This window comes from Vibrio sp. 10N.286.45.E10 (genome assembly GCF_002874195.2).
GTDB classification, from domain to species: domain Bacteria; phylum Pseudomonadota; class Gammaproteobacteria; order Enterobacterales; family Vibrionaceae; genus Vibrio; species Vibrio crassostreae.
Map to the genome: position 1 here is coordinate 2347808 of NZ_MCWD02000001.1, position 20918 is coordinate 2368725.

Annotated in this window: 19 protein-coding genes and 1 pseudogene; 3 read left to right on the forward strand and 17 right to left on the reverse strand. The window is 44.9% G+C overall.

Features of this window, described 5'->3' with window-relative positions:
* Nucleotides 1-302: 302 nt before the first annotated feature.
* From thiI to pomA, 3 genes are all read right to left on the reverse strand, one after another.
* Nucleotides 303-1751, reverse strand: a complete 1449-nt coding sequence (thiI, locus tag BCU34_RS10365) for a tRNA uracil 4-sulfurtransferase ThiI (RefSeq protein WP_048658100.1) — start codon at nucleotides 1749-1751, stop codon at nucleotides 303-305.
* Nucleotides 1752-2066: 315 nt separating this feature from the next.
* Nucleotides 2067-3014, reverse strand: a complete 948-nt coding sequence (locus tag BCU34_RS10370; RefSeq protein WP_102398339.1) for a flagellar motor protein MotB — start codon at nucleotides 3012-3014, stop codon at nucleotides 2067-2069.
* Between the two features lie 12 nt (nucleotides 3015-3026).
* A complete protein-coding gene (gene pomA, locus BCU34_RS10375; RefSeq protein ID WP_004734406.1) occupies nucleotides 3027-3791 on the reverse strand; it encodes a flagellar motor protein PomA in 765 nt (254 codons plus the stop codon).
* A gap of 298 nt (nucleotides 3792-4089) precedes the next feature.
* On the opposite strand from pomA, the gene xseB reads away from it, so the two are divergent.
* The 3 genes from xseB to dxs are packed head-to-tail and all read left to right on the forward strand — an operon-like array spanning nucleotide 4090 to nucleotide 7142.
* Nucleotides 4090-4332: an exodeoxyribonuclease VII small subunit gene (gene xseB / locus BCU34_RS10380; RefSeq protein ID WP_004734405.1), complete on the forward strand. Its 243-nt coding sequence runs from the start codon at nucleotides 4090-4092 to the stop codon at nucleotides 4330-4332.
* 20 nt (nucleotides 4333-4352) lie between these two features.
* Nucleotides 4353-5237 carry a (2E,6E)-farnesyl diphosphate synthase gene (gene ispA, locus BCU34_RS10385; RefSeq protein WP_048664556.1) on the forward strand — a complete coding sequence of 295 codons (885 nt, stop codon included), beginning with the start codon at nucleotides 4353-4355 and terminating at the stop codon, nucleotides 5235-5237.
* A gap of 21 nt (nucleotides 5238-5258) precedes the next feature.
* A complete protein-coding gene (gene dxs / locus BCU34_RS10390; RefSeq protein ID WP_048605516.1) occupies nucleotides 5259-7142 on the forward strand; it encodes a 1-deoxy-D-xylulose-5-phosphate synthase in 1884 nt (627 codons plus the stop codon).
* A gap of 111 nt (nucleotides 7143-7253) precedes the next feature.
* Here the strand turns inward: dxs and pgpA are convergent, their stop codons facing one another.
* The 14 genes and pseudogenes from pgpA to BCU34_RS10460 form a co-directional block, all read right to left on the reverse strand.
* Entirely contained in the window at nucleotides 7254-7760 is a 507-nt protein-coding gene (gene pgpA, locus BCU34_RS10395) for a phosphatidylglycerophosphatase A (protein ID WP_048605519.1), read from the reverse strand.
* Nucleotides 7760-8734: a thiamine-phosphate kinase gene (gene thiL / locus BCU34_RS10400; RefSeq protein ID WP_102479759.1), complete on the reverse strand. Its 975-nt coding sequence runs from the start codon at nucleotides 8732-8734 to the stop codon at nucleotides 7760-7762. Before thiL ends, pgpA begins: the two co-directional genes overlap by 1 nt.
* A 115-nt stretch (nucleotides 8735-8849) precedes the next feature.
* Complete coding sequence (gene nusB, locus BCU34_RS10405; protein WP_004734399.1) at nucleotides 8850-9317, reverse strand: transcription antitermination factor NusB; 468 nt, start codon at nucleotides 9315-9317, stop codon at nucleotides 8850-8852.
* Nucleotides 9317-9787, reverse strand: coding sequence for a 6,7-dimethyl-8-ribityllumazine synthase (gene ribE / locus BCU34_RS10410; RefSeq protein ID WP_004741508.1), 471 nt, complete (start codon nucleotides 9785-9787; stop codon nucleotides 9317-9319). The genes nusB and ribE overlap by 1 nt, the downstream gene beginning before the upstream one ends.
* Nucleotides 9788-10082: 295 nt before the next feature.
* A complete protein-coding gene (ribBA, locus tag BCU34_RS10415; RefSeq protein ID WP_004734397.1) occupies nucleotides 10083-11192 on the reverse strand; it encodes a bifunctional 3,4-dihydroxy-2-butanone-4-phosphate synthase/GTP cyclohydrolase II in 1110 nt (369 codons plus the stop codon).
* 107 nt (nucleotides 11193-11299) lie between these two features.
* Nucleotides 11300-11956, reverse strand: a complete 657-nt coding sequence (locus tag BCU34_RS10420) for a riboflavin synthase (protein WP_048658105.1) — start codon at nucleotides 11954-11956, stop codon at nucleotides 11300-11302.
* Between the two features lie 46 nt (nucleotides 11957-12002).
* Nucleotides 12003-13106, reverse strand: coding sequence for a bifunctional diaminohydroxyphosphoribosylaminopyrimidine deaminase/5-amino-6-(5-phosphoribosylamino)uracil reductase RibD (gene ribD, locus BCU34_RS10425; RefSeq protein ID WP_048664554.1), 1104 nt, complete (start codon nucleotides 13104-13106; stop codon nucleotides 12003-12005).
* Between the two features lie 40 nt (nucleotides 13107-13146).
* Nucleotides 13147-13596 carry a transcriptional regulator NrdR gene (gene nrdR / locus BCU34_RS10430; protein WP_004734394.1) on the reverse strand — a complete coding sequence of 150 codons (450 nt, stop codon included), beginning with the start codon at nucleotides 13594-13596 and terminating at the stop codon, nucleotides 13147-13149.
* A 156-nt stretch (nucleotides 13597-13752) separates the two neighbouring features.
* The gene (locus BCU34_RS10435; protein ID WP_048664553.1) at nucleotides 13753-15003 is read right to left on the reverse strand and encodes a glutamate-5-semialdehyde dehydrogenase; all 1251 of its coding nucleotides are present in this window, start codon (nucleotides 15001-15003) and stop codon (nucleotides 13753-13755) included.
* Nucleotides 15004-15094: 91 nt separating this feature from the next.
* Entirely contained in the window at nucleotides 15095-16279 is a 1185-nt protein-coding gene (proB, locus tag BCU34_RS10440) for a glutamate 5-kinase (protein ID WP_170960819.1), read from the reverse strand.
* A gap of 76 nt (nucleotides 16280-16355) precedes the next feature.
* Entirely contained in the window at nucleotides 16356-16745 is a 390-nt protein-coding gene (gene crl / locus BCU34_RS10445) for a sigma factor-binding protein Crl (RefSeq protein WP_017060787.1), read from the reverse strand.
* A 144-nt stretch (nucleotides 16746-16889) separates the two neighbouring features.
* Complete coding sequence (frsA, locus tag BCU34_RS10450; RefSeq protein WP_102432647.1) at nucleotides 16890-18143, reverse strand: esterase FrsA; 1254 nt, start codon at nucleotides 18141-18143, stop codon at nucleotides 16890-16892.
* An 89-nt stretch (nucleotides 18144-18232) separates the two neighbouring features.
* Nucleotides 18233-18696: pseudogene (tet(34), locus tag BCU34_RS10455) on the reverse strand (oxytetracycline resistance phosphoribosyltransferase domain-containing protein Tet(34)).
* An 84-nt stretch (nucleotides 18697-18780) separates the two neighbouring features.
* Nucleotides 18781-20070 carry an NCS2 family permease gene (locus tag BCU34_RS10460; protein ID WP_017633422.1) on the reverse strand — a complete coding sequence of 430 codons (1290 nt, stop codon included), beginning with the start codon at nucleotides 20068-20070 and terminating at the stop codon, nucleotides 18781-18783.
* Nucleotides 20071-20918 lie beyond the last annotated feature (848 nt).

The window sequence follows — 20918 nt, forward strand, 5'->3', positions numbered from 1 at the left end:
CGCTAATCACAGAATCAGATACCCACTCAAATAATCAACTGAACACATACAAATAGCACCATTGAGTTGCACTAAAAAGTAACAGAATACTTCAAGATACTCACACTTCTTCGGTACTTATAAACCCGTTTAGAGCTCACTCTCTCTATCAATCAAAAATTTTGAATCTGAGCATGACGATAGCACGCCCAAACTCACGACTCTGTCTGACTACTGTAAATCATTCACAATAGAAAATAAAAAAGCCGCTTACTTTTCAGTAAGCGGCTTTGCAAAATGATTAACGGTTGGTCAACACTCCACTATGGACGGTAAACCTTAACGTTATGGAAGCCTTGCTCTTGTAGGTAAAGCGCCTGCAGACGGCTCATTACACCACGGTCACAGTACAGCAAGTACTCTTTATCTTGGTCTAGGTCACCGAACTGAGTCGAAAGCTTGAAGAACGGAATGTGTTTAATTTCAACACCATCGATCTCTAGTGGGCTTTCGTCTTCTTCTTCTGGGCTACGGATATCAAGAACGATAGCGTGCTCAGCAACAGCTTGAACTTGTTCAACTTCAGGCGCTTGCTCTTGGCTCTCTTTCTCGATGTCACGGATATCCATAACACGAGCGTTCTCGATCACTTGATCCAGCACTTCAAAGTTAAACTTAGCTTCTTCTGCTTCCAGTTTGCCTTTCTTCGCTTTCACTGTTGGCTTCTTAGAGATAACACCACAATACTCAGGCATTACTTTAGCGAAGTCTTCAGTACCGATGATACGAGAAAGGTCAATGATGTCTTCTTTGTCCCAGTTGATAAGCGGACGAAGAATCAAAGTATCAGTCACGTTGTCGATGTGGCGAAGGTTAGTTAGCGTTTGGCTAGAAACCTGACCAAGTGCTTCACCCGTTACTAGCGCTTCAATACCGAAACGCTCTGCAACCATACCACCAGCACGCATGAACATACGCTTAAGAACAACGCCCATTTGGCCGTCTTCAACGTTCTCTAGGATTTCAGCAACCACGGGTTCAAAATCTACAGAAATGAACTTCACCTTTGCAGATGAGCCGTATTTGTTCCATAGGTAGTGAGCTACTTGCTTAACGCCAATCTCGTGCGCTGGGCCACCAAGGTTGAAGAAACAGTAGTGAACCTTAGAGCCACGCTTGATGTGCAGGTAGCTTGAAACACCAGAGTCGAAACCACCAGAGATCAAGCTCAGTAGGTCTTCTTGAGTACCAAGAGGGAAACCACCTAGGCCTTTATGGCGAGCTAGAACTTGGTTTAGCTTATCGTTAGCCACTTCAACCTTAACGGTTACATCAGGGTTCTTAAGTCGAACTTTAGCTGACTCAACCGCTTGGTTTAGACCACCACCTACGTAGCGTTCAAGTTCAATAGATGTAAAGTCATGCTTACCACGACGCTTAGCACGAACAGAGAAAGTCTTGCCTTCAATGTCAGCACGGCTGCGTTCTAGTACTTGCTCGTAAATATCGTGCAAGTCTTTGAATTCAGACTGTTGTACTTCAAGAGAGTGGTGAATACCTGGAGTGTGAGTCAGAGCCTCTAACACTTCTGTGTAGTACTGGTCACTCTCAGACGTCACTTCTATATGATCGCGACGGTTGAATACCGCAACACTTTCACAGCGACGTTGAATAACGTTACGAATGTTGCACTCTAGAATCCTTGTGAAGCGCTTACGCACCGATTCACTTTTTACAAAAATTTCCGGATGGGGCTTAACAATAAATTTCATAGTACTTTCACAACATTAATGTTCAAAATTTTGAAAACGCTCATCGCCAAACAAATTAGAGAATTTACCCAGCACTTGAAGCAAGAATAGATCATATCTAAACCTAAGGGCGCGAATTATACATGAGAAAGTGAAGCAAGGAAAAGAGTGCTTGCTGCAACACCATCATTAAACTGCCTGTTATTAAAAGTAGCAGGTTTCGAAACGACATAAATACAGCAGAGAGATGATTGAAGACCAACAAACAAAAAGCCCAACCTCATTGTAAGGTTGGGCTTTCGATGCTATCTGTTCACTACCGCGTGCACATATCGGCTACTCATTAATAACAGGCACTTCATCACTGTAAAGCGGTTCACCCTGCATGATGCTGATTTCAACGCGGCGGTTAACGCTACGTTGCCATTCAGTATCGTTCGGCTCGACTGGCTCAGTATCGGCCATGCCACGCACTCTCAAGCGTTGATGAGAAAACCCACGAACCTTCTCCATCTCTTGAGCAACAGACACTGCTCGCTGTGATGACAAGTCCCAATTTGAGCGATAAAGCTCTGAATCAAGACGTTGGTTATCGGTATGTCCTGAGATTCGGACAATGCCCGGTACATCTTTTACTAGTTCAGCGACCTGTCTCACCAATGGGCGAAATTTAGGTTGTAAGAAAGCAGAACCCGATGGGAATGCGCCTTTCTCACGAATTCGAATAACAATCTGCTGGCCAAGATTTTCCACCTCAATCGCGCCTTGGTCGATTTCTCGTTCCAACGCTTTCTTGATGCTTTCCATCAAGGTTTCCATCTCTTGCGATTGAGCTTCAGCTTGTTGTTGCTGTTGGTCTGACTCAGAGTTTTGATTATCGTGAGTCGAAACCTCTGGCGACTTGCCTCCGGTCATCTTGCCTTGGTCACGCATGGTGCCGCCAGCTCGCTCAGATTCACCTTCATGAAACTCAAGCGTTTGCTGCGTAATATCAATAGTCTGCTGCATGATCACATCAATAGGTGTTGGCTCTGGGCGACCAGGGCGGAACTCTTGTGCAATAATGCTGGTGCCTTTAGGAATGTCTTTCACTTCCAAGCGGTTTTGTACACCAAACGCGAATTTCATCGAGCCAGCGATCTGTTTGAACTTCAGTACGTCCATCTCAGAAAATGAGAGCAGCAGTACGAAGAAACACATCAGCAGTGACATCAAGTCAGCAAATGTCCCCATCCATTGAGGTAACCCCGGAGGAGGACATTTACATGGATTCTCTTCATCCATCTTAAACTCCTCTTACGCGGGTTCACCATCAATCGTGCGCTTACCTTCGTTGAGGTAGCTCTTGAGGTAACCATCAATAACTCGTGGGTTCTGACCATCTTGAATAGCCAGTACACCATCCATAACTAGACGACGGTTAAGTGTTTCTTGGTCACGACGTAGCGCAAGCTTGTCAGCAATTGGGAAGAACACCATGTTCGAAAGAATCGCACCGTACAGAGTGGTCAAAAGTGCTACCGCCATCGCAGGACCGATCGCTTTTGGATCATCCATGTTCGAAAGCATGGCTACCAGACCAACCAAGGTACCAATCATACCCATCGCAGGAGCAACATCACCAAATGCAGAGAACACTTTCGCGCCCTGCTCGTGACGTTCAGTCGTTAATGCGATGTCTTTTTGCAATGCTGCACGTACTACATCTCCATCATGGCCATCTACCAACAGGTCGATGCCCTTTTGCATGAAGCTGTTACTGATTTCCATCTCTTCGAGTGCTAAGAAGCCACCTTTACGCGCTGCATCCGCCATCTCTACCACTTTAGCGATGAGATCTTCAGGTTCATCGGCTTTAAACATGAAGGCTTTGCCTGCAATTTTAGTCGCACCAAAGAACTGCCCCATGGTGAACTTCATCAGAACAACAAAGGTTGAGCCACCAACCACGATCAAAATGGATGTCGTGTCATAGAACATCCCGAGGCTTCCACCTAGGATCATTGCCATGATTACAAAGGCAAATCCACCAATCAAACCTATTAGGGTTGCTAAATCCACTGAGCACTCCTCATGCTTTTTTGTAGCTCTATGTCGACGATAATCTTTGTATCGGCAAGACTATAAGATCTTTTAGTAAATTCTTGGCCTAAGTATCACACTTTTCGTTTTTGAATCCCAACTATTGGCTTACTTTGCTCTTATAGGTAGCGCATAAACTCGATAAAGCTAAGGTTATTCAAGCAAAGTGAGTTCAAGCCCCTTAAAAACAAACTTTCTAGCAAAATTTCTTGGTTACATTTGACCATCTTAGCGGCCTAGGGTAACGTTCGTTCATCTTTCCAAACGCAGATTTATTATGGCTACTAAGAAACCTGAAAATATGAGCTTTGAAGCAGCAATCGAAGAGCTTGATGGCTTGGTTGATCAACTAGAAAATGGTGATCTAGCTTTAGATGATGCGCTGAAGAAGTTCGAACGAGGTATCTCCCTCGCTCGTGCCGGTCAAAGCAAACTAAACGATGCTGAACAGCGTGTTAGCATCCTACTGCAAAATGATGAAAACGCAGAACTTAGTGACTTTAACCCACAACCAGAATAACGAATTGTATGAGATCCCCTATGATCGAGACTTTATTGTCTTATCAAGCACGTAATAACGAGCAACTGAACCTTTGGCTTGATCGCCTGCCACACCAAAATCAGAACCTGATCAACGCGATGCGTTATGGGTTACTTTTAGGCGGTAAACGCGCACGTCCATTTCTTGTCTACATTACAGGGGAAATGCTCGGCTGCTCCGCTGAAGAACTCGATACTCCAGCCTCTGCAATCGAATGTATTCATGCCTATTCTCTGATTCACGACGACCTTCCAGCTATGGATGACGATGAACTGCGTCGTGGCCATCAGACTTGCCACATCAAATACGATGAAGCAACGGCAATTTTAACGGGCGATGCACTACAAACTCTCGCGTTTACTATACTTGCGGAAGGCACATTAAGTGCTGACGGGGAAAGCAATCGCGTTCGAATGATTCAACGCCTAGCTGAAGCCTCTGGTGCACAAGGTATGTGTATTGGACAAGCACTTGATATTGAAGCTGAAAACCGCTCTGTCACGCTAGAAGAGTTAGAAGAAGTTCACCGCAATAAAACGGGCGCTCTAATGAAATGTGCGATTCGTTTAGGTGCACTCGCTGCTGGCGAAAAAGCGTTTGAAGTGATGCCTCAATTAGACAAGTACGCCGATGCCATTGGATTAGCATTCCAGGTTCAAGATGATATTTTAGATATCACCAGCGATACTGAAACTTTGGGTAAACCACAGGGTTCTGACCAAGAATTAAACAAAAGCACCTACCCTTCTTTGCTAGGTTTAGAGGGCGCTCAAGAAAAAGCGCAAACTCTGCTACAGGAAGCGCTTCAAGCTTTGGCTGCAATCCCATACAATACCCAGTTACTCGAAGAGTTCGCCCGATACGTCATCGAGCGCAAGAACTAAGACAATAAGCGCGCATTACCTATGACTCTTGATATATCAAAGTACCCAACTCTTGCTTTAGCTGATAAGCCAGAGGATTTGCGTCTCCTCCCGAAAGAGACGCTTACACAGCTTTGTGATGAATTACGTACCTATCTTCTTAACTCGGTGAGCCAATCAAGTGGTCACTTAGCGTCAGGCTTAGGTACAGTAGAGCTAACCGTTGCTCTGCACTACGTGTACAACACACCTTTTGACCAGTTGGTTTGGGATGTTGGCCACCAAGCATACCCGCATAAAATTCTTACTGGTCGTCGCGACCGCTTGTCGACTATCCGTCAAAAAGATGGGCTACACCCATTCCCATGGCGTCAAGAGAGCGAATACGACACCCTTTCGGTTGGTCACTCTTCAACTTCGATCAGTGCTGCACTTGGTATGGCTATCAGTGCAAAGAAAGAAGGCAAGAATCGTAAAGTCGTGAGTGTGATTGGTGACGGCGCGATTACTGCGGGTATGGCATTCGAAGCTATGAACCACGCGGGCGATATTCACAATGACATGCTGGTTATCCTTAACGATAACGAGATGTCGATCTCTGAAAACGTAGGTGCTCTGAACAACCACCTAGCTCAAGTTCTTTCTGGCAGTCTTTACACGTCTATTCGTGAGGGCGGCAAGAAAGTGCTATCTGGCGTTCCGCCGATTAAAGAGCTGGTTCGTCGTACAGAAGAACACCTAAAAGGCATGGTTGTTCCTGGCACCATGTTTGAAGAGTTAGGCTTTAATTACATTGGTCCAATTGATGGGCACGATGTGAATGAGCTGATTAAAACGCTGAAGAACATGAGAGACCTTAAAGGCCCTCAGTTCCTGCATATCATGACTAAGAAAGGCAAAGGTTACGAGCCAGCAGAGAAAGATCCAATCGGTTACCACGGCGTACCGAAATTCGATCCAGCACACTCAAGTCTGCCTAAGAGCACCAGCTCTAAACCAACTTTCTCTAAGATTTTTGGCGACTTCCTGTGTGATATGGCCGCGCAAGATCCTAAGCTGATGGCGATCACGCCTGCAATGCGTGAAGGCTCTGGCATGGTACGTTTCTCTAAAGAATATCCAGAACAATACTTCGACGTTGCTATTGCTGAGCAGCACGCTGTGACGCTAGCAACCGGTATGGCGATTGCGGGTGATAAACCGATTGTGGCTATCTACTCGACTTTCCTACAACGTGGCTACGATCAGTTGATCCACGATGTAGCTATCATGGATCTACCGGTCATGTTCGCGATTGACCGTGCAGGTCTTGTCGGTGCCGATGGTCAAACACACCAAGGTGCGTTCGACTTAAGCTTTATGCGTTGTATTCCAAACATGGTGATCATGGCACCAAGTGACGAAAACGAATGTCGCCAAATGCTATACACTGGCCACCAACACACAGGTCCAAGTGCCGTTCGTTACCCTCGAGGTAATGGCATGGGCACTGAGATCCAAAGTGAGTTTACTGCGCTTGAGATTGGTAAGGGTCGTATCGTTCGTGAAAGTGCGAAAGCAAAAGATGGCTCGAAAGTCGCTATCCTAAGCTTCGGCACTTTCCTTGAGAGCGCACTTCAAACCGCTGACGCTATCGATGCGACCGTTGCAGACATGCGTTTTGTGAAACCGCTAGACGAAGCTCTGATCAAGCAACTTGCTGCTGACCACGATGTACTGGTTACTATCGAGGAAAACGCAATCGCAGGTGGTGCGGGTGCGGGTGTGATTGAATTCTTGATGCAAGAGAAACTACTGATGCCAGTATTGAACCTTGGCCTACCTGACAAATTCATTGCTCAAGGCACTCAAGGCGAGCTACATGAAGAGCTAGGCTTAGACGCGAAAGGTATTGAGAAGTCTATTTCTGACTACCTTGCTAAATAGCTTTCACAAGCAAACGGCATAAACGACAAAACAAAAAGGTTGGCCCTAGGGTCAACCTTTTTAGTATCCGTTAATTAGTTTAGTGTACCACCAACTAAACCTTCAGCTAACTCACACTAACCAACCTGCGAAATGCGCTACGGCATACAACGAAATCGCCGCCATAATACCCGCCACAATATCGTCAATCATAATACCCAAACCACCATGAACTCGCGCATCTAACCAACCAATCGGCCATGGTTTTACCATGTCAAAGAAGCGGAAAAGCACAAAACCAGTCAGAAGCCATTTCCAGTCATCAGCAGGGATATTCAGCATCGGCACCAAGCTCATGGTGATCCAAAAGCCCGCAAACTCATCCCAAACGATAGAACCGTGGTCATGCACGCCCATATCATCAGACGTTACTTGGCAGATCTTAATACCAATAATGCAGCTTACAACCACCACAGCAACGTAAGCAGGGAACGGTAGCTGAACCAACAATAAGTACAACGGAATAGACGCGAGCGTACCCATGGTGCCGGGAATAATAGGCGATAAGCCACTACCAAAACCCGTTGCTAAGAAATGCCAAGGGTTTTTAAGAGAAATAAGAGAAAGTGGGTTTGTCATCAATTAACCTTAAAGTGATCGTAACCAGTTAAGTTCCAACTCAGTGGTTCACCATTATTGTGTAATTCAAAATATTCTACAGGTCTTACCTGGCCAATGCAGGTGACTTTTGTGCCAGTGTGTGACAAAGCACTTTCCAATGACCCTTTATTCTCTTCCGGCACAGTAAAGCACAGTTCGTACTCTTCACCACTGGTGAGCGCATACTGTTGAGCCGAAGCGACATCAGAAGCAAACTGGCGTAGCTCTGGAGAGATAGGAAGGCAACTCACATCAATGCTTGCACCAACCTCTGAACGCTTCAGGATATGCTTTAGGTCAGCAATCACGCCGTCAGAGATATCAATAGCAGACGAAGCAAGATTAACGAGCGCCTGGCCCGCGAGCACTCGTGGAGAGCTGATGTAGTGTCTCTCTTCAAGCTCAAGTGCATAAGGCTTAGCTTTGTTCTGTTCAGGGTTAAGTAGCACTTCGAGGCCAGCTTTACTGTCACCTAGGTTACCCGTTACGTAAATCCAGTCACCCACTTTAGCGCCATCTCTACGCAGTGCTCGTCCTTCAGGAACAAAGCCCTGTACAGTCAATGTCAGACTTAGTGGCCCTTTAGTTGTATCACCACCAATTAACTGGATACCAAAGTAGTCTGCGAGTTTAAAAAAGGAGTCACAGAAAGGAGCAAGCCATGCCTCATCCACTTCAGGCATGGTTAACGCAAATGAAACCCAAGCAGGCGTCGCCCCCATAGCAGCAAGGTCGCTAATGTTAGACGCCAAGGCTTTATGTGCAACCCAAGCTGGGTTCGCTTCCGCTAAGAAGTGAGTACCCGCAACTAAGGTGTCCGTGCTGATCGCTATCTCAACATTGCTTGGCGCTTTGACCAAAGCACAATCATCACCCGCAGCCAGATGTACATCTTTACGTTGTGGTTGTCGATTTACAAAATATTTTTCAATCAGGTTAAATTCGCCAGACATCACATGCCCTATCTTTAGTCTTCATACAAATCACCGTAATTATTGATATTACAGAAATTTAGTTACAAAAAAGGCCAGCATGATAGCTGACCTTTAGATTCAATATACGAACATATTATTTCTTACGAACGTGCGGTGCAGCTTTATCAAGCACACCGTTAACAAACTTATGGCTGTCTTCTGCTGCGAATACTTTCGCAAGCTCGATAGCTTCGTTGATAACCACTTTGTATGGTACATCTTCGCGACGAGTCATCTCGTACATAGCTAAACGTAGAAGCGCTAGTTCCATCAGATCCAGATCTTGCATAGGGCGAGATACGAATGGACGAAGCTTGCTATCAAGTTCCATGTGGCTAAGAGCAACACCAGTTAGCAGGTCGCGGAAGTATGCAACGTCTGTTTCTGGCATAGCAAGTGCAGGTTCTGCAGCATGATGCTCTTCTTCATCATACTTACCACCAGATAAGAACTGTTCTTCAACGGTAGCAATATTTTCTTTAGTAATTTGCCAAGAATAAATTGCTTGTAGAGCAAATTGACGTGCGTTACGACGTGCGGCTGGTTTCACACTGGCCCCCATTAGGAATCGATTTCAGAAAGAACGTTGATCATCTCAAGTGCGCTAAGTGCTGCTTCTGCACCCTTATTACCAGCCTTGGTTCCTGCGCGTTCAATAGCTTGATCGATCGTATCAACAGTAAGAACACCAAACGCTACTGGAAGAGAGTATTCCAGAGACACTTGTGCCAAACCTTTATTACATTCACTACAAACATAGTCAAAGTGAGGTGTACCGCCACGAATTACTGTACCAAGAGATACAATCGCATCGAACTTGCCTGTTTTTGCAACGCGCTGCGCTACAAGTGGAAGTTCAACTGCACCAGGGCAACGAACAACAGTGATGTTGTCTTCGCTTACTTGTCCATGACGCTTTAAAGTATCGATTGCACCAGAAAGTAAACTTTCGTTAATAAAACTGTTGAAACGAGCAATAACGATAGCAATTTTTGCATTTGGCGCTGGGAAGCCACCCTCGATCACTTTCATAAGCCTTCCTTTAACTATTTTCATCAAGTGAGAATCGCCGGATTCTAGCACAAAACTGTGAGCAATATCTAATGGTAATTTAGAAGAACAGACACCGGCAATGTAAAGATGATAATGCAGCGCCAATCCCAAGCATATAGGAACAGCGAGTAGCCAAGTTTGTGTATTGAACACGTTTTGAGTCGAACTTGGCTACTTTGCTCTTTTGGCAAGATTTATCACCAAAAGAGCCACTGAAATCATCGGTAAATTATGTCGCTACAAACGGAGAAACGTCTGCTTGTTGACATAGGATTTATTCGCAAACGTACTCAACAACGTTAAGACCAAAACCACCCAATGCGTGGTAACGCTTAGTGCTCGAAGAAAGCAGACGCATATCGTGTACGCCTAGGTCTTGAAGAATCTGAGAACCGACACCAACACGACGAGAAGTACCTTGCTTCTTAGCCATGGTTGGCTGCTCGTTCTTATCTTGCGCTTCGAATGTCTTCACTTTGTGGATCAAAGAATCAGACGACTCTTCGTTGCCAAGAATAACCAACACGCCGCCTTCATCACCAATGCGCTTCATCGCTTTATCTAACGACCAGCTGCGCTCGGTACCGCGGTCTGAATGAAGCAGATCGGTAAATGTATCATGCAGGTGAACACGCACTAAAGGAGCGCCTACAGACAAGTCGCCCTTTTGCATTGCGTAGTGGATCTGGTTATCAATTGTATCGCGGTAAGTCACAAGCTCGAAATCACCAAACTCTGTTGGTAAATGACATTGTGCAACGCGCTCAATTGTCGTTTCAGTGTTGTTACGGTACTCAATCAAGTCAGCAATAGTGCCAAGCTTGATGTCGTGCTTTTCTGCGAACACTTCAAGGTCAGGGCGACGCGCCATAGTACCGTCGTCGTTTAGGATTTCTACGATAACCGATGCTGGTTCACAGCCTGCTAATCGAGCTAAATCACACCCCGCTTCAGTGTGGCCAGCACGCGTTAATACGCCACCTTCTTGAGCAGTCAGTGGGAAGATATGACCAGGTTGAACTAAGTCAGCCGCTTTTGCGTCTTTCGCTACTGCAGCTTGAACCGTCACTGCACGATCGGATGCTGAAATACCGGTTGTTACACCCTCTGCCGCTTCAATCGAAACCGTAAAGTTAGTGGTGTACTGTGCATTATTGTCTTGAACCATAGGTGCTAAACCCATACGGTTTGAACGCTCTTTAGTCAGCGTTAGACAGATCAAACCGCGGCCGTACATTGCCATGAAGTTAATCGCTTCTGGCGTAACATGTTCTGCTGCCATGATCAGATCGCCTTCATTCTCGCGATCTTCATCATCCATCAGGATAACCATTTTTCCTAGGCGAATGTCTTCAATAATTTCTTGAGGAGTACTAATTGGCATTGTTCTATATCCTTTGAAATGGTTCTGCTTCCTAGAACCGACACTATTTAAACCTGATGATATTGCTTCGCTTTACAAAGTCTCGCTTAATTACTTTGTATTAACGGTTAGGCAAAACCATTCTGCTGTAAGAATTCCATCGTTAATCGAGATTCAGGCTCAGATTCTTGTTGCTGACCTTGCAGTAAACGCTCCATGTAACGCGCTAATACATCGACTTCTAAATTCACTTTACGACCTACATTGAATTGGTCGATGGTGGTTTCTGAAGAGGTGTGAGGAACGATAGTCAGCTTGAATGCGTTCTTGCGTAAATCGTTCACAGTCAGACTGATGCCATCGACCGTTATTGAGCCTTTTTGAGCGACGTATTTTGAGATCTCTGCTGGCATTTCTACCCAAAACTCAATTGCACGGCCAACTTGGTTGCGTTCAACAATCTCACCCACGCCATCAACGTGACCAGACACAATGTGTCCACCGAAACGCGTGGTTGGTAACATTGCTTTCTCAAGGTTAACTTTATCGCCCGCTTGGTAATCGACAAAACCCGTTTTTTTCAGGGTCTCAAGCGAAAGATCTGCACTGTAGCTGTGGTCGTTGAATTCAACGACTGTCAAACACACACCATTGGTTGCGATACTGTCGCCTAACTGAACGTCAGCCATATCAAGCTTGCCAACGTTGACCGTTACGGTGATGTCTTCTCCGCGGGGAGTGATTGCACTCAATGTACCTACGGCTTCTACAATTCCTGTAAACATTTTAAAACTCTTTTTGTTGTCAACGACACGTATGCAGTTGGAGTAACTATTTCGAGAGTGGTTTCGCTGCTATTGGTTTAGCCACAATTGGTTTCGCCACAATGCGAATATCCACACCAACCTGTCGAACATCTTTAATTTCTAGGTCAATAACGTCAGACATTGAAGTGAGCCCTAATGCGCCCATCAAACCTCGTCCGTCACTGCCCATAAGTTTAGGTGCTAAATAGAGGATTAGCTCATCCACCAGCTGTTCTTCAATCAAGCTTTTTGCCAATGTTGCGCCCGCTTCGACCCAAATATGGTCGATATGATTGGCAGGTAATTGACGCATCAGATCGTGCAAATCGAGCTGACCTGCATCTGTGGTTCCTACTTCAATATCCGCAGACGCTTCAGCCACTCTTAACACTGGTGTTGGCGACTGATATAACTTGAGCTCAGGACGCAGTTGATTTTGACGATCAAGAATCACGCGAATTGGCTGACGAAGTTCATCTTCAGCGTAATGAGCTTTAATACTGCTTGGCAACTCTGCCCAGCGAACATTCAACGAGGCGTTATCTTCAATCACCGTTTGGCTTGTGGATAACACTGCGCCCGCTTTTGCTCGGTAATTCTGAACATCACGACGCGCTTCTGGCGATGTGATCCACTGGCTTTGGCCATTTTCCAATGCAGTTTGACCATCAAGGCTAGCCGCCATCTTCAACTGAACAAATGGCATGCCAGTTTGCATACGCTTGATAAATGCAGGGTTCAAATCAAGAGCATCTTGCTCTAACAAACCAATTTCAACCTCAATACCCGCGTCGCGTAGCATTTTGATACCACGACCTGCGACTTTTGGGTTTGGGTCCTGCATAGCGCAAATTACTTTTGCAACTTGAGCCTTAATCAAACCTTCGGCACAAGGCGGCGTTCGACCATAATGCGAACAAGGTTCAAGTGTGACATAAGCTGTCGCGCCTTTGGCCTTATCGCCTGCCATTCTCATGGCATGCACTTCGGCATGAGGTTCGCCCGCTTTAGCATGAAAACCTTCACCGACGATCTGACCATCGGTTTGTACGATGACACAGCCCACATTCGGGTTTGGTGCAGTAGTGTAAATGCCGCGTTTTGCTAACTGAATAGCACGCGACATCATTTGAAAATCTAGGGGAGTAAAGTTTGACATGATTGAGGAGTTAATCCTCTAATTTAGCGATTTCTTCGCCAAACTCTCGGATGTCTTCAAAACTACGGTAAACAGAGGCAAAACGGATGTACGCCACTTTGTCCAATTCTTTCAATTGGCCCATCACAAGGTTACCAATCATCTCGCTTGGTACTTCACGCTCACCAGTTGCACGGAGTTGTGACTTAATCGTACTGATCGCAAGTTCAATTGCATCAGCACTCACTGGGCGTTTTTCGAGGGCGCGCTGAACACCACCGACCATTTTATCTTCGTTAAATGGTTCGCGGTTTCCATTCGACTTAATTACTTTAGGCATCACAAGTTCTGCCGATTCGAACGTAGTAAAACGCTCGCTACATGCAAGGCATTGACGGCGACGACGAACCTGATGTCCATCGGCAACCAGTCTTGAATCGATTACTTTAGTGTCGTTCTCTGAACAAAAAGGACAATGCATATCACCTCCAAATAATTGAATATCAGTGTAACGGAATTGCCAAACGTTAGGAAAGAAAAAGGGCCAATTAAGGCCCTTTTGTGTGGTGATTCATTGATTATTGCTACTCGATCGCCATTTCAAAAATGAGCTGAGGAGTAAAATTAACGACCAGCGTTAACCGCGAACTAAATAGTTCGCTTTACCTACCCATTTGTAACTTGTTAGCTCTTCTAAGCCCATAGGGCCGCGAGCATGTAATTTCTGGGTAGAGACTGCTACTTCAGCGCCCAAACCAAACTGCGCACCATCAGTGAAGCGAGTTGATGCATTTACATATACCGCCGCAGAACCTACCGAGTTAATAAAGCGCTCTGAGCTTTCTAGGCTGTTAGTCATGATCGCATCAGAGTGACTCGCGTTGTGTACGCGCATGTGGTCAATCGCTTCTGCAACGTCAGCAACCACTTTTACGCCTAACGTGTAGCTTAGCCATTCAGTGTCAAAGTCACCTTCAACCGCATCACGTTGGTCTTCAAAGCCAGTTAGCAGTGATTTTGCACTCGCATCAGCAACCAAGGTTACCTTGCCCGCTAAACGCTGTTTCAGCTTAGTAAGGAAAGCTTCAGCAACGGCTTCATGCACTAGCAGTGTATCCAATGAGTTACATGCAGATGGACGTTGAACTTTCGAGTTTTCAACCACATCGACAGACTTCTCAAGATCAGCGCTTTCATCAACAAAGATATGGCTGATACCGAAACCACCGATGATCACTGGAATGGTGCTGTTCTCTTTACACATCTTGTGCAAGCCAGCGCCACCACGAGGAATGATCATGTCAACATAGTCATCTAGCTTAAGCAGTTGAGATACGAGTTCACGATCCGGTTTTTCGATGTACTGAACAGAAGCCGCAGGAAGTTCCGCTTTCTCTAATGCAGACTGGATAACTTTAACCAGTTCCATGTTCGAGAAAAACGTCTCTTTACCGCCACGTAGGATACTTGCGTTACCAGTCTTCAGACACAATGCCGCAATATCAATGGTTACGTTCGGACGCGCTTCATAGATAACGCCAACCACACCAAGCGGTACGCGACGGCGAGACAATGACATGCCGTTTTCCAGTACCTTGCTGTCAATTTCGCTGCCTACTGGGTCATTCAGGCTAATCACGTTACGAACATCGTTAGCAATGCCTGTTAAGCGCTCTTCGTTAAGAAGTAGACGGTCAAGCAATGCGTCAGTTAAACCGGCTTCGCGACCTAGTTCGATATCTTTCGCATTCGCTTCTAAAATCGTTGCTGCGTTTGCTTCTAGCTCATCAGCGATGATCGCCAATGCTTTATTCTTTTGCGCCGTAGATGCGGTCGCTAGGTGGAAAGCAGCGTCTTTTGCTGCGATACCCATGTTAGTTAAATCCACGTTTAACTCTCCCTAAATTCTGTCTGTCTTTGGATGTACAAAGGCGATTCGCGATGTCTAAACTCGCGGCTCATCGCCTTATCATCACAAGCTACTCTTGAATCACGACTAGGTCGTCACGGTGAATGACTTCTGACCCGTAATCGTAACCAAGGATGTCGCCAATATCTTTACTGTGCTTGCCTGCTATTTTTGCTAGGTCTTGGCTTGAGTAGCTAGCGATACCACGCGCTACTACTTTGCCTTTGCTGTCTGTGACTTGGGTAACTTCACCACGAGAGAACTCGCCTTTAACTCGAACAACACCTTTAGCCAACAAGCTACTGCCTTTGGTGTTGACTGCGTTTACTGCACCGTCGTCGACCACAATGTCACCAGCTGAAGCAGGACCCGCTAAAATCCAGCGTTTACGGTTTTCAAGCGCTTCGGCTAACGGCAAGAAACGTGTGCCTTGTGGGTTGTCACTCAGTGAGTCAAACACCACATTTTCAGCACTGCCCGCAGCAATAATCACTTCGATGCCAGCGCGACGAGCAATATCCGCAGCCTGCAGTTTTGTCGCCATGCCGCCAGTACCTAACGTCGTACCGCTGCCGCCTGCGATCTTACGCAGTGTGTCATCAATGGTTTTCACTTCTTTGATGAGCTCAGCATTTGGATCTTTACGAGGGTCAGCCGTAAACAAGCCTTTTTGGTCTGTTAGTAGCAAAAGCTTATCAGCACCGCACAAAATACCCACTAATGCCGACAAGTTATCATTGTCGCCCACTTTAATTTCGTTGGTTGCTACTGCATCGTTTTCGTTTACTACCGGAATAATATCGTGTTCAACAAGTGCGTTGATCGTGTCACGTGCATTCAGAAAACGCTCGCGATCATCGAGATCAGCACGAGTCAGTAGCATCTGACCAATCTTAAGGCCATAGATAGCAAACAAAGACTCCCAAACTTGAATCAACTGGCTTTGCCCAACTGCCGCAAGCAACTGTTTGCTCGCCATTGAGTTGGGAAGTGCGGGGTAACCAAGGTGCTCACGTCCTGCTGCAATTGCGCCAGACGAAACCATAACCACAGAGTGGCCTTGTTTTTTTAATTCTGCACATTGACGAACTAGCTCAACCATGTGAGCACGATCTAATGCCAATGTTCCACCAGTTAAGACACTGGTACCCAGTTTAACAACGACAGTTTTACGCTGTGTTGTTGTCCCGCTTTGATGATTTGTTGTCATGAAGTCTTTTATGGATAAAACAAATAAGAGGTGATGTTTTAGCAATCAAAAGGGGAATTCACAAGCAGAAAAGGTGCGAAATCGCACCTTTTTGCTTTATATAGAAGAGTAACCTTTAAAATTAGACGAATTCGACAGACTCTTCGTCTAATTGGATACTGATTTCAAACTTACTTTGAAGTTCATCAACCAGTTTTTTGTGGAAGGCTTCTTGAGTTCGAGAGACCTCAGCGACCGCCTTTTTAGGTAACGGCAAAGAATCCCAGTTACCATCGATGTTGTATTTACCGATATTGTACTTCGCCGAATATCCCTCTTCCGACTTATCTAATTCCAGCCACCAGCCCCAAAACTCGCGTTCTTCTGGTGATTTTTTATCGTTCACACATACAGACAAGCAATCAAAGATATAGTGACCTTCTTCTGATTGCGGTTCCCTCAAGTAAGGCCCGATCGCCTTTAAAACATTCAACAAGCGGTAATGCGTAGGTTGTTGTGTCACTTCTGACATATTGAATCTCCAGTTTCAATGTTAAGAATGACGTTACTCAGACTGTTATACGTAGAAACTACGCAATTGGATTTTATAAATTATTACTGAGTATCAGGTACTTAGTTTGTACACTTTTCATGCTTAACTAATTTAGGAGAAATGTCATCTAAATAATTCATCCTCAAGCCACTTTATCGCCAATTCGAGGGATTGCTCATAACCTTGTGTAATTGACTTAGCTTTGATTTTCTTCGCTTTTCCGTAATCACTGTAAATAGCAACCAGTTGATTATCCATCGGTGGTGATACAGGATCACCCTCTAAGGCCAATGCCAAGATAGGAACACTGGTTTTACTGTTTGACAGCAAACCTTGCACCTTCAGTGACCACGCCATCAATTGCCCAGAAAGACTATTGATATCGACCGCCCCTTTACCAAGACGCGAAGCCAACACATCCAAATGCATCTTAGGCATCTGCTTAAGTTTGTCGGCATGAACAAAGATATCGTGAATTGGCGCGCCTAAAGAGATACATGCTTTTATCTTATGTTGCTCAAGGAAAGATAATCTGACCATCGCATTGCCGCCAAAGCGGAAGCCAAATAAACCCACTTTGTGGTGATCCACCCATGGAATGTTAGGTAGCTCATTCAGCACAGCTTGGTGAAGACAAGACGAGTCTTCTGTCAAAGGCCAATGCGCACTGTGCCCTATCGATGGCATGTCTACCGTTAACATAGCAATGTTCTTAGGTGCTAAATAATCCCTAAACAAGCGCCACATATCAGTTTGTAAGCTATCGAGACCCGCGCTGACAATCACAACTGGTTGTGGTTTGTCTGTTTTAGTTAGATGCAAGTTCGCTTTGATCTTCTTGTTTTGGTACGGAATATCAATCTGTTTGACGATCAACTTGGTGTGCTTAATCGCTTCAGAATAGGCTGCGTTGGCCAACACTTGAGCCTGAGCTGCCAAATTGTCGTTCTTGAGATGTGGGTAACCCGCAATACTGAAACACAACGATGCTGAAAACAGCTCTTCAGCCATCTCTTCACCGTTCTTTTCATTAGAACGATTCTGATGTTGCATACCCAGCTTGGTCCATTCGTATGCCCAATTACCACTTCGGTAACCCATAACCGTATCAAGCCACTCATCGGTTGTACGAGAGTTATCTGATGACGCGATGCGAGCCAATACCGCTTCTTGCTCTATTGGATTAACGCCTTGCCATACCCACTGAAGACGTCTTAGGTTTCGGTACCATGATGAGTTTTGCTGTTCACGCTTCTCATCCAATAACTCTTCAGAGCTTGGCATGTATTGTGTCAACATTGAGGTCTCTTTCGCCTGCTTGTGCTTTACAAACAAAGTTTCCGAAAGGTTCGAGCTCGTTTCTTCTGGTTCAGACATTGGGATACTTAATAAGAAATGGTTGTCACTAATCATATAAAAAAAAATGACCCTATAAAGGGTCATTTCTCAAAAAACTAAGTTTACGCTTATTTTGACTTGCGATTTACTGGCTCAACGTAGCTTAGGCTAGTATCCCAAGGTTGCTCAATCCATGTGTCTTGAGCGATATCAACAATGTACTCGTCTAGCAAATCAGCGCCAGATGGTTTTGCACATACAGCGATCAGTTTCGCTTTAGGGTACATTTCGCGAAGCTTACGTGCAGTGTCACCACTATCAACCAAGTCTTCAACGATTAGGAAGCCTTCGCCGTCACCTTCAGGTGCTTTAACTACTGTCATATCACGTTGGTGATCGTGGTCGTAGCTAGAAATACAAATCGTATCTACGTGACGAATACCTAGTTCACGAGCCAAGATTGCACCAGAACCAAACCACCACGGCTTACTGCCCAGATGCCTTTCCACTGCTCTGCTGGCATTTGCTTTTCAGCAAGTTGACGGCAGTAAGTCTGCATGTTGTCCCAAGTGATAACGAATTTGTTGCTCATAGTATAAAACCTAATAATTTTGTCATGTTATTAGAGGCTATCTCAAACATAGCCTCTTCAGCGATTAAGCAGAAATCTAGACGATTAAGCGAAAATGTATTTAAGAATAAAGATAGCCGACATTACCCACACAGCAGGTGAAACGTCGCGACCTTTACCACTTAGCAGCTTAATTGCAGCGTAAGCGATGAAACCTAGTGAGATACCCTCAGCGATAGAGTACGTCAGCGGCATAAGCAGACATGTTACCACGACTGGTGCTGCTTCCGTAAGATCACGCCAATCAATGCCAACTAGGCCAGACATCATCAGAATTGCTACATAGAAAAGTGCACCTGATGTTGCGTAAGCCGGAATCATACCTGCAAGTGGCGAGAAGAAAAGAGCCAGTAGGAATAAGATACCAACAACAACCGCTGTTAGACCTGTACGGCCGCCTTCAGCGACACCCGCAACACTCTCAACATAAGAAGTAGTATTTGATGTACCTAGCAGTGCACCAATAGATGTTGCTGTAGAGTCAGCAAGCAGTGCTTTGTTCAAGCGAGGTAGTTTGCCGTCTTCTTTGATTAGGTTTGCTTTCGTTGCAACACCAACCAGAGTACCAGCTGTATCGAACAAATCGACGAACAAGAATGCGAATACCACTGAAATCATACCGATTTCAAATACAGCAGAGAAATCAAGCTGCATGAATGTAGGAGCAAGGCTTGGTGGTGTAGACATGATGCCGCCGTATTGAACGTCACCAATAATAATACCAAGAGCCGTGATTGCTAGGATTGCAATCATTACTGCGCCTTTCACACCACGGTGAACAAGAGCAATCGTAAGGAAGAAGCCTAATGAACCAAGGATAGGAGCAATCGCAGTAATGTCGCCCAGTGAAACTTTAGTTGCTGGGTTAGAAACAACGATGCCTGCATTGCTAAGAGCAATAAACGCTAGGAAAAGACCGATACCTGCAGAGATACCAACACGCAGAGACATGGGGATCGAGTTGATAATCCATTCACGGATCTTAAAGATACTTAAGAAAATGAAGATTACACCTGATACGAAAACCGCTGCCAGAGCAACTTGCCACGTATAACCCATACCCATAACAACTGCGTAGGTAAAGAAGGCGTTCAAACCCATACCTGGTGCTTGAGCGATTGGGTAGTTAGCAACAAAGCCCATGATGAAACAGCCAATAGCAGCCGCTAAACAGGTTGCTACAAATACAGCGCCATGGTCCATACCAGCATCAGCTAGAATCATTGGGTTTACAAAAATGATGTAAGCCATTGTTAGGAAGGTTGTTAGACCTGCGATGATTTCAGTGCGCACATTGGTGCCATTTTCACTGAGTTTGAATAGCTTTTCGAACATTATCGAATCCTATAAGGGTAAAAAGTAAACGGTTGCGTAATCGATTGGCTGTGGATTATAAAGTTATCAAATAACAAATTCCAGATAGAATTAAGGCTCTAATCGATATTTATCAGAATGCCGTATGAAACAAAGCGATTAAAAACGCAGTAATCACCAAGAAATAATCATAATAAACAGTTAATTAAGCCCATTAAGCACAATGAAAAATCTTGGTTACTTTTTCGACCATCTGTTATTTTGATAAAGAATCTAACCATTAAATTCTGAATTCAAACCCACAAGAGTTGTGTATTTTTCAACAGGATCAGTAATAAGGCGCAAATTGATATTTTGGCGTTTAAAAAACAACCACGCAGAGCAGCAGGAAAAGAGACGAGATAAAGCGGTTTGGAAAAGTAGCAGGCAAAAAAAACGCCACTCAAAACTGAGTGGCGGTAGAATCTGTCAACCAAAAGGGCTGTAAAAGAATTCCAATATATAGGGGTGAACAAAACTGTTCGAGTTACATGCTTACGGTATTAGTAACCAAAGCTTGTAGGGTATGCAAAGTTGCTAGTGTAAACAGAGCTGTTAAGCCAGAACATTGCAGATGGTAAACCTTTCATAACTATCACCTTAATAAATCAATAAAAAACAAATTTGATTTCTCGGTTCCTTGGAGGCGATAAAACGGACTCATCCTTTGAGCATTTACTCTTCGTCTCAGAAGTTGGTTATTAATATACCCCAAAGAAAAAAGATTACAAGTATTTTTTGCTACACATCACACTTTTGGCTACTTATGGTTATTTTGCAAACTTATTTTTGTAATTAAATTACAAAAAAGAATTAAACAAACGTTTGCC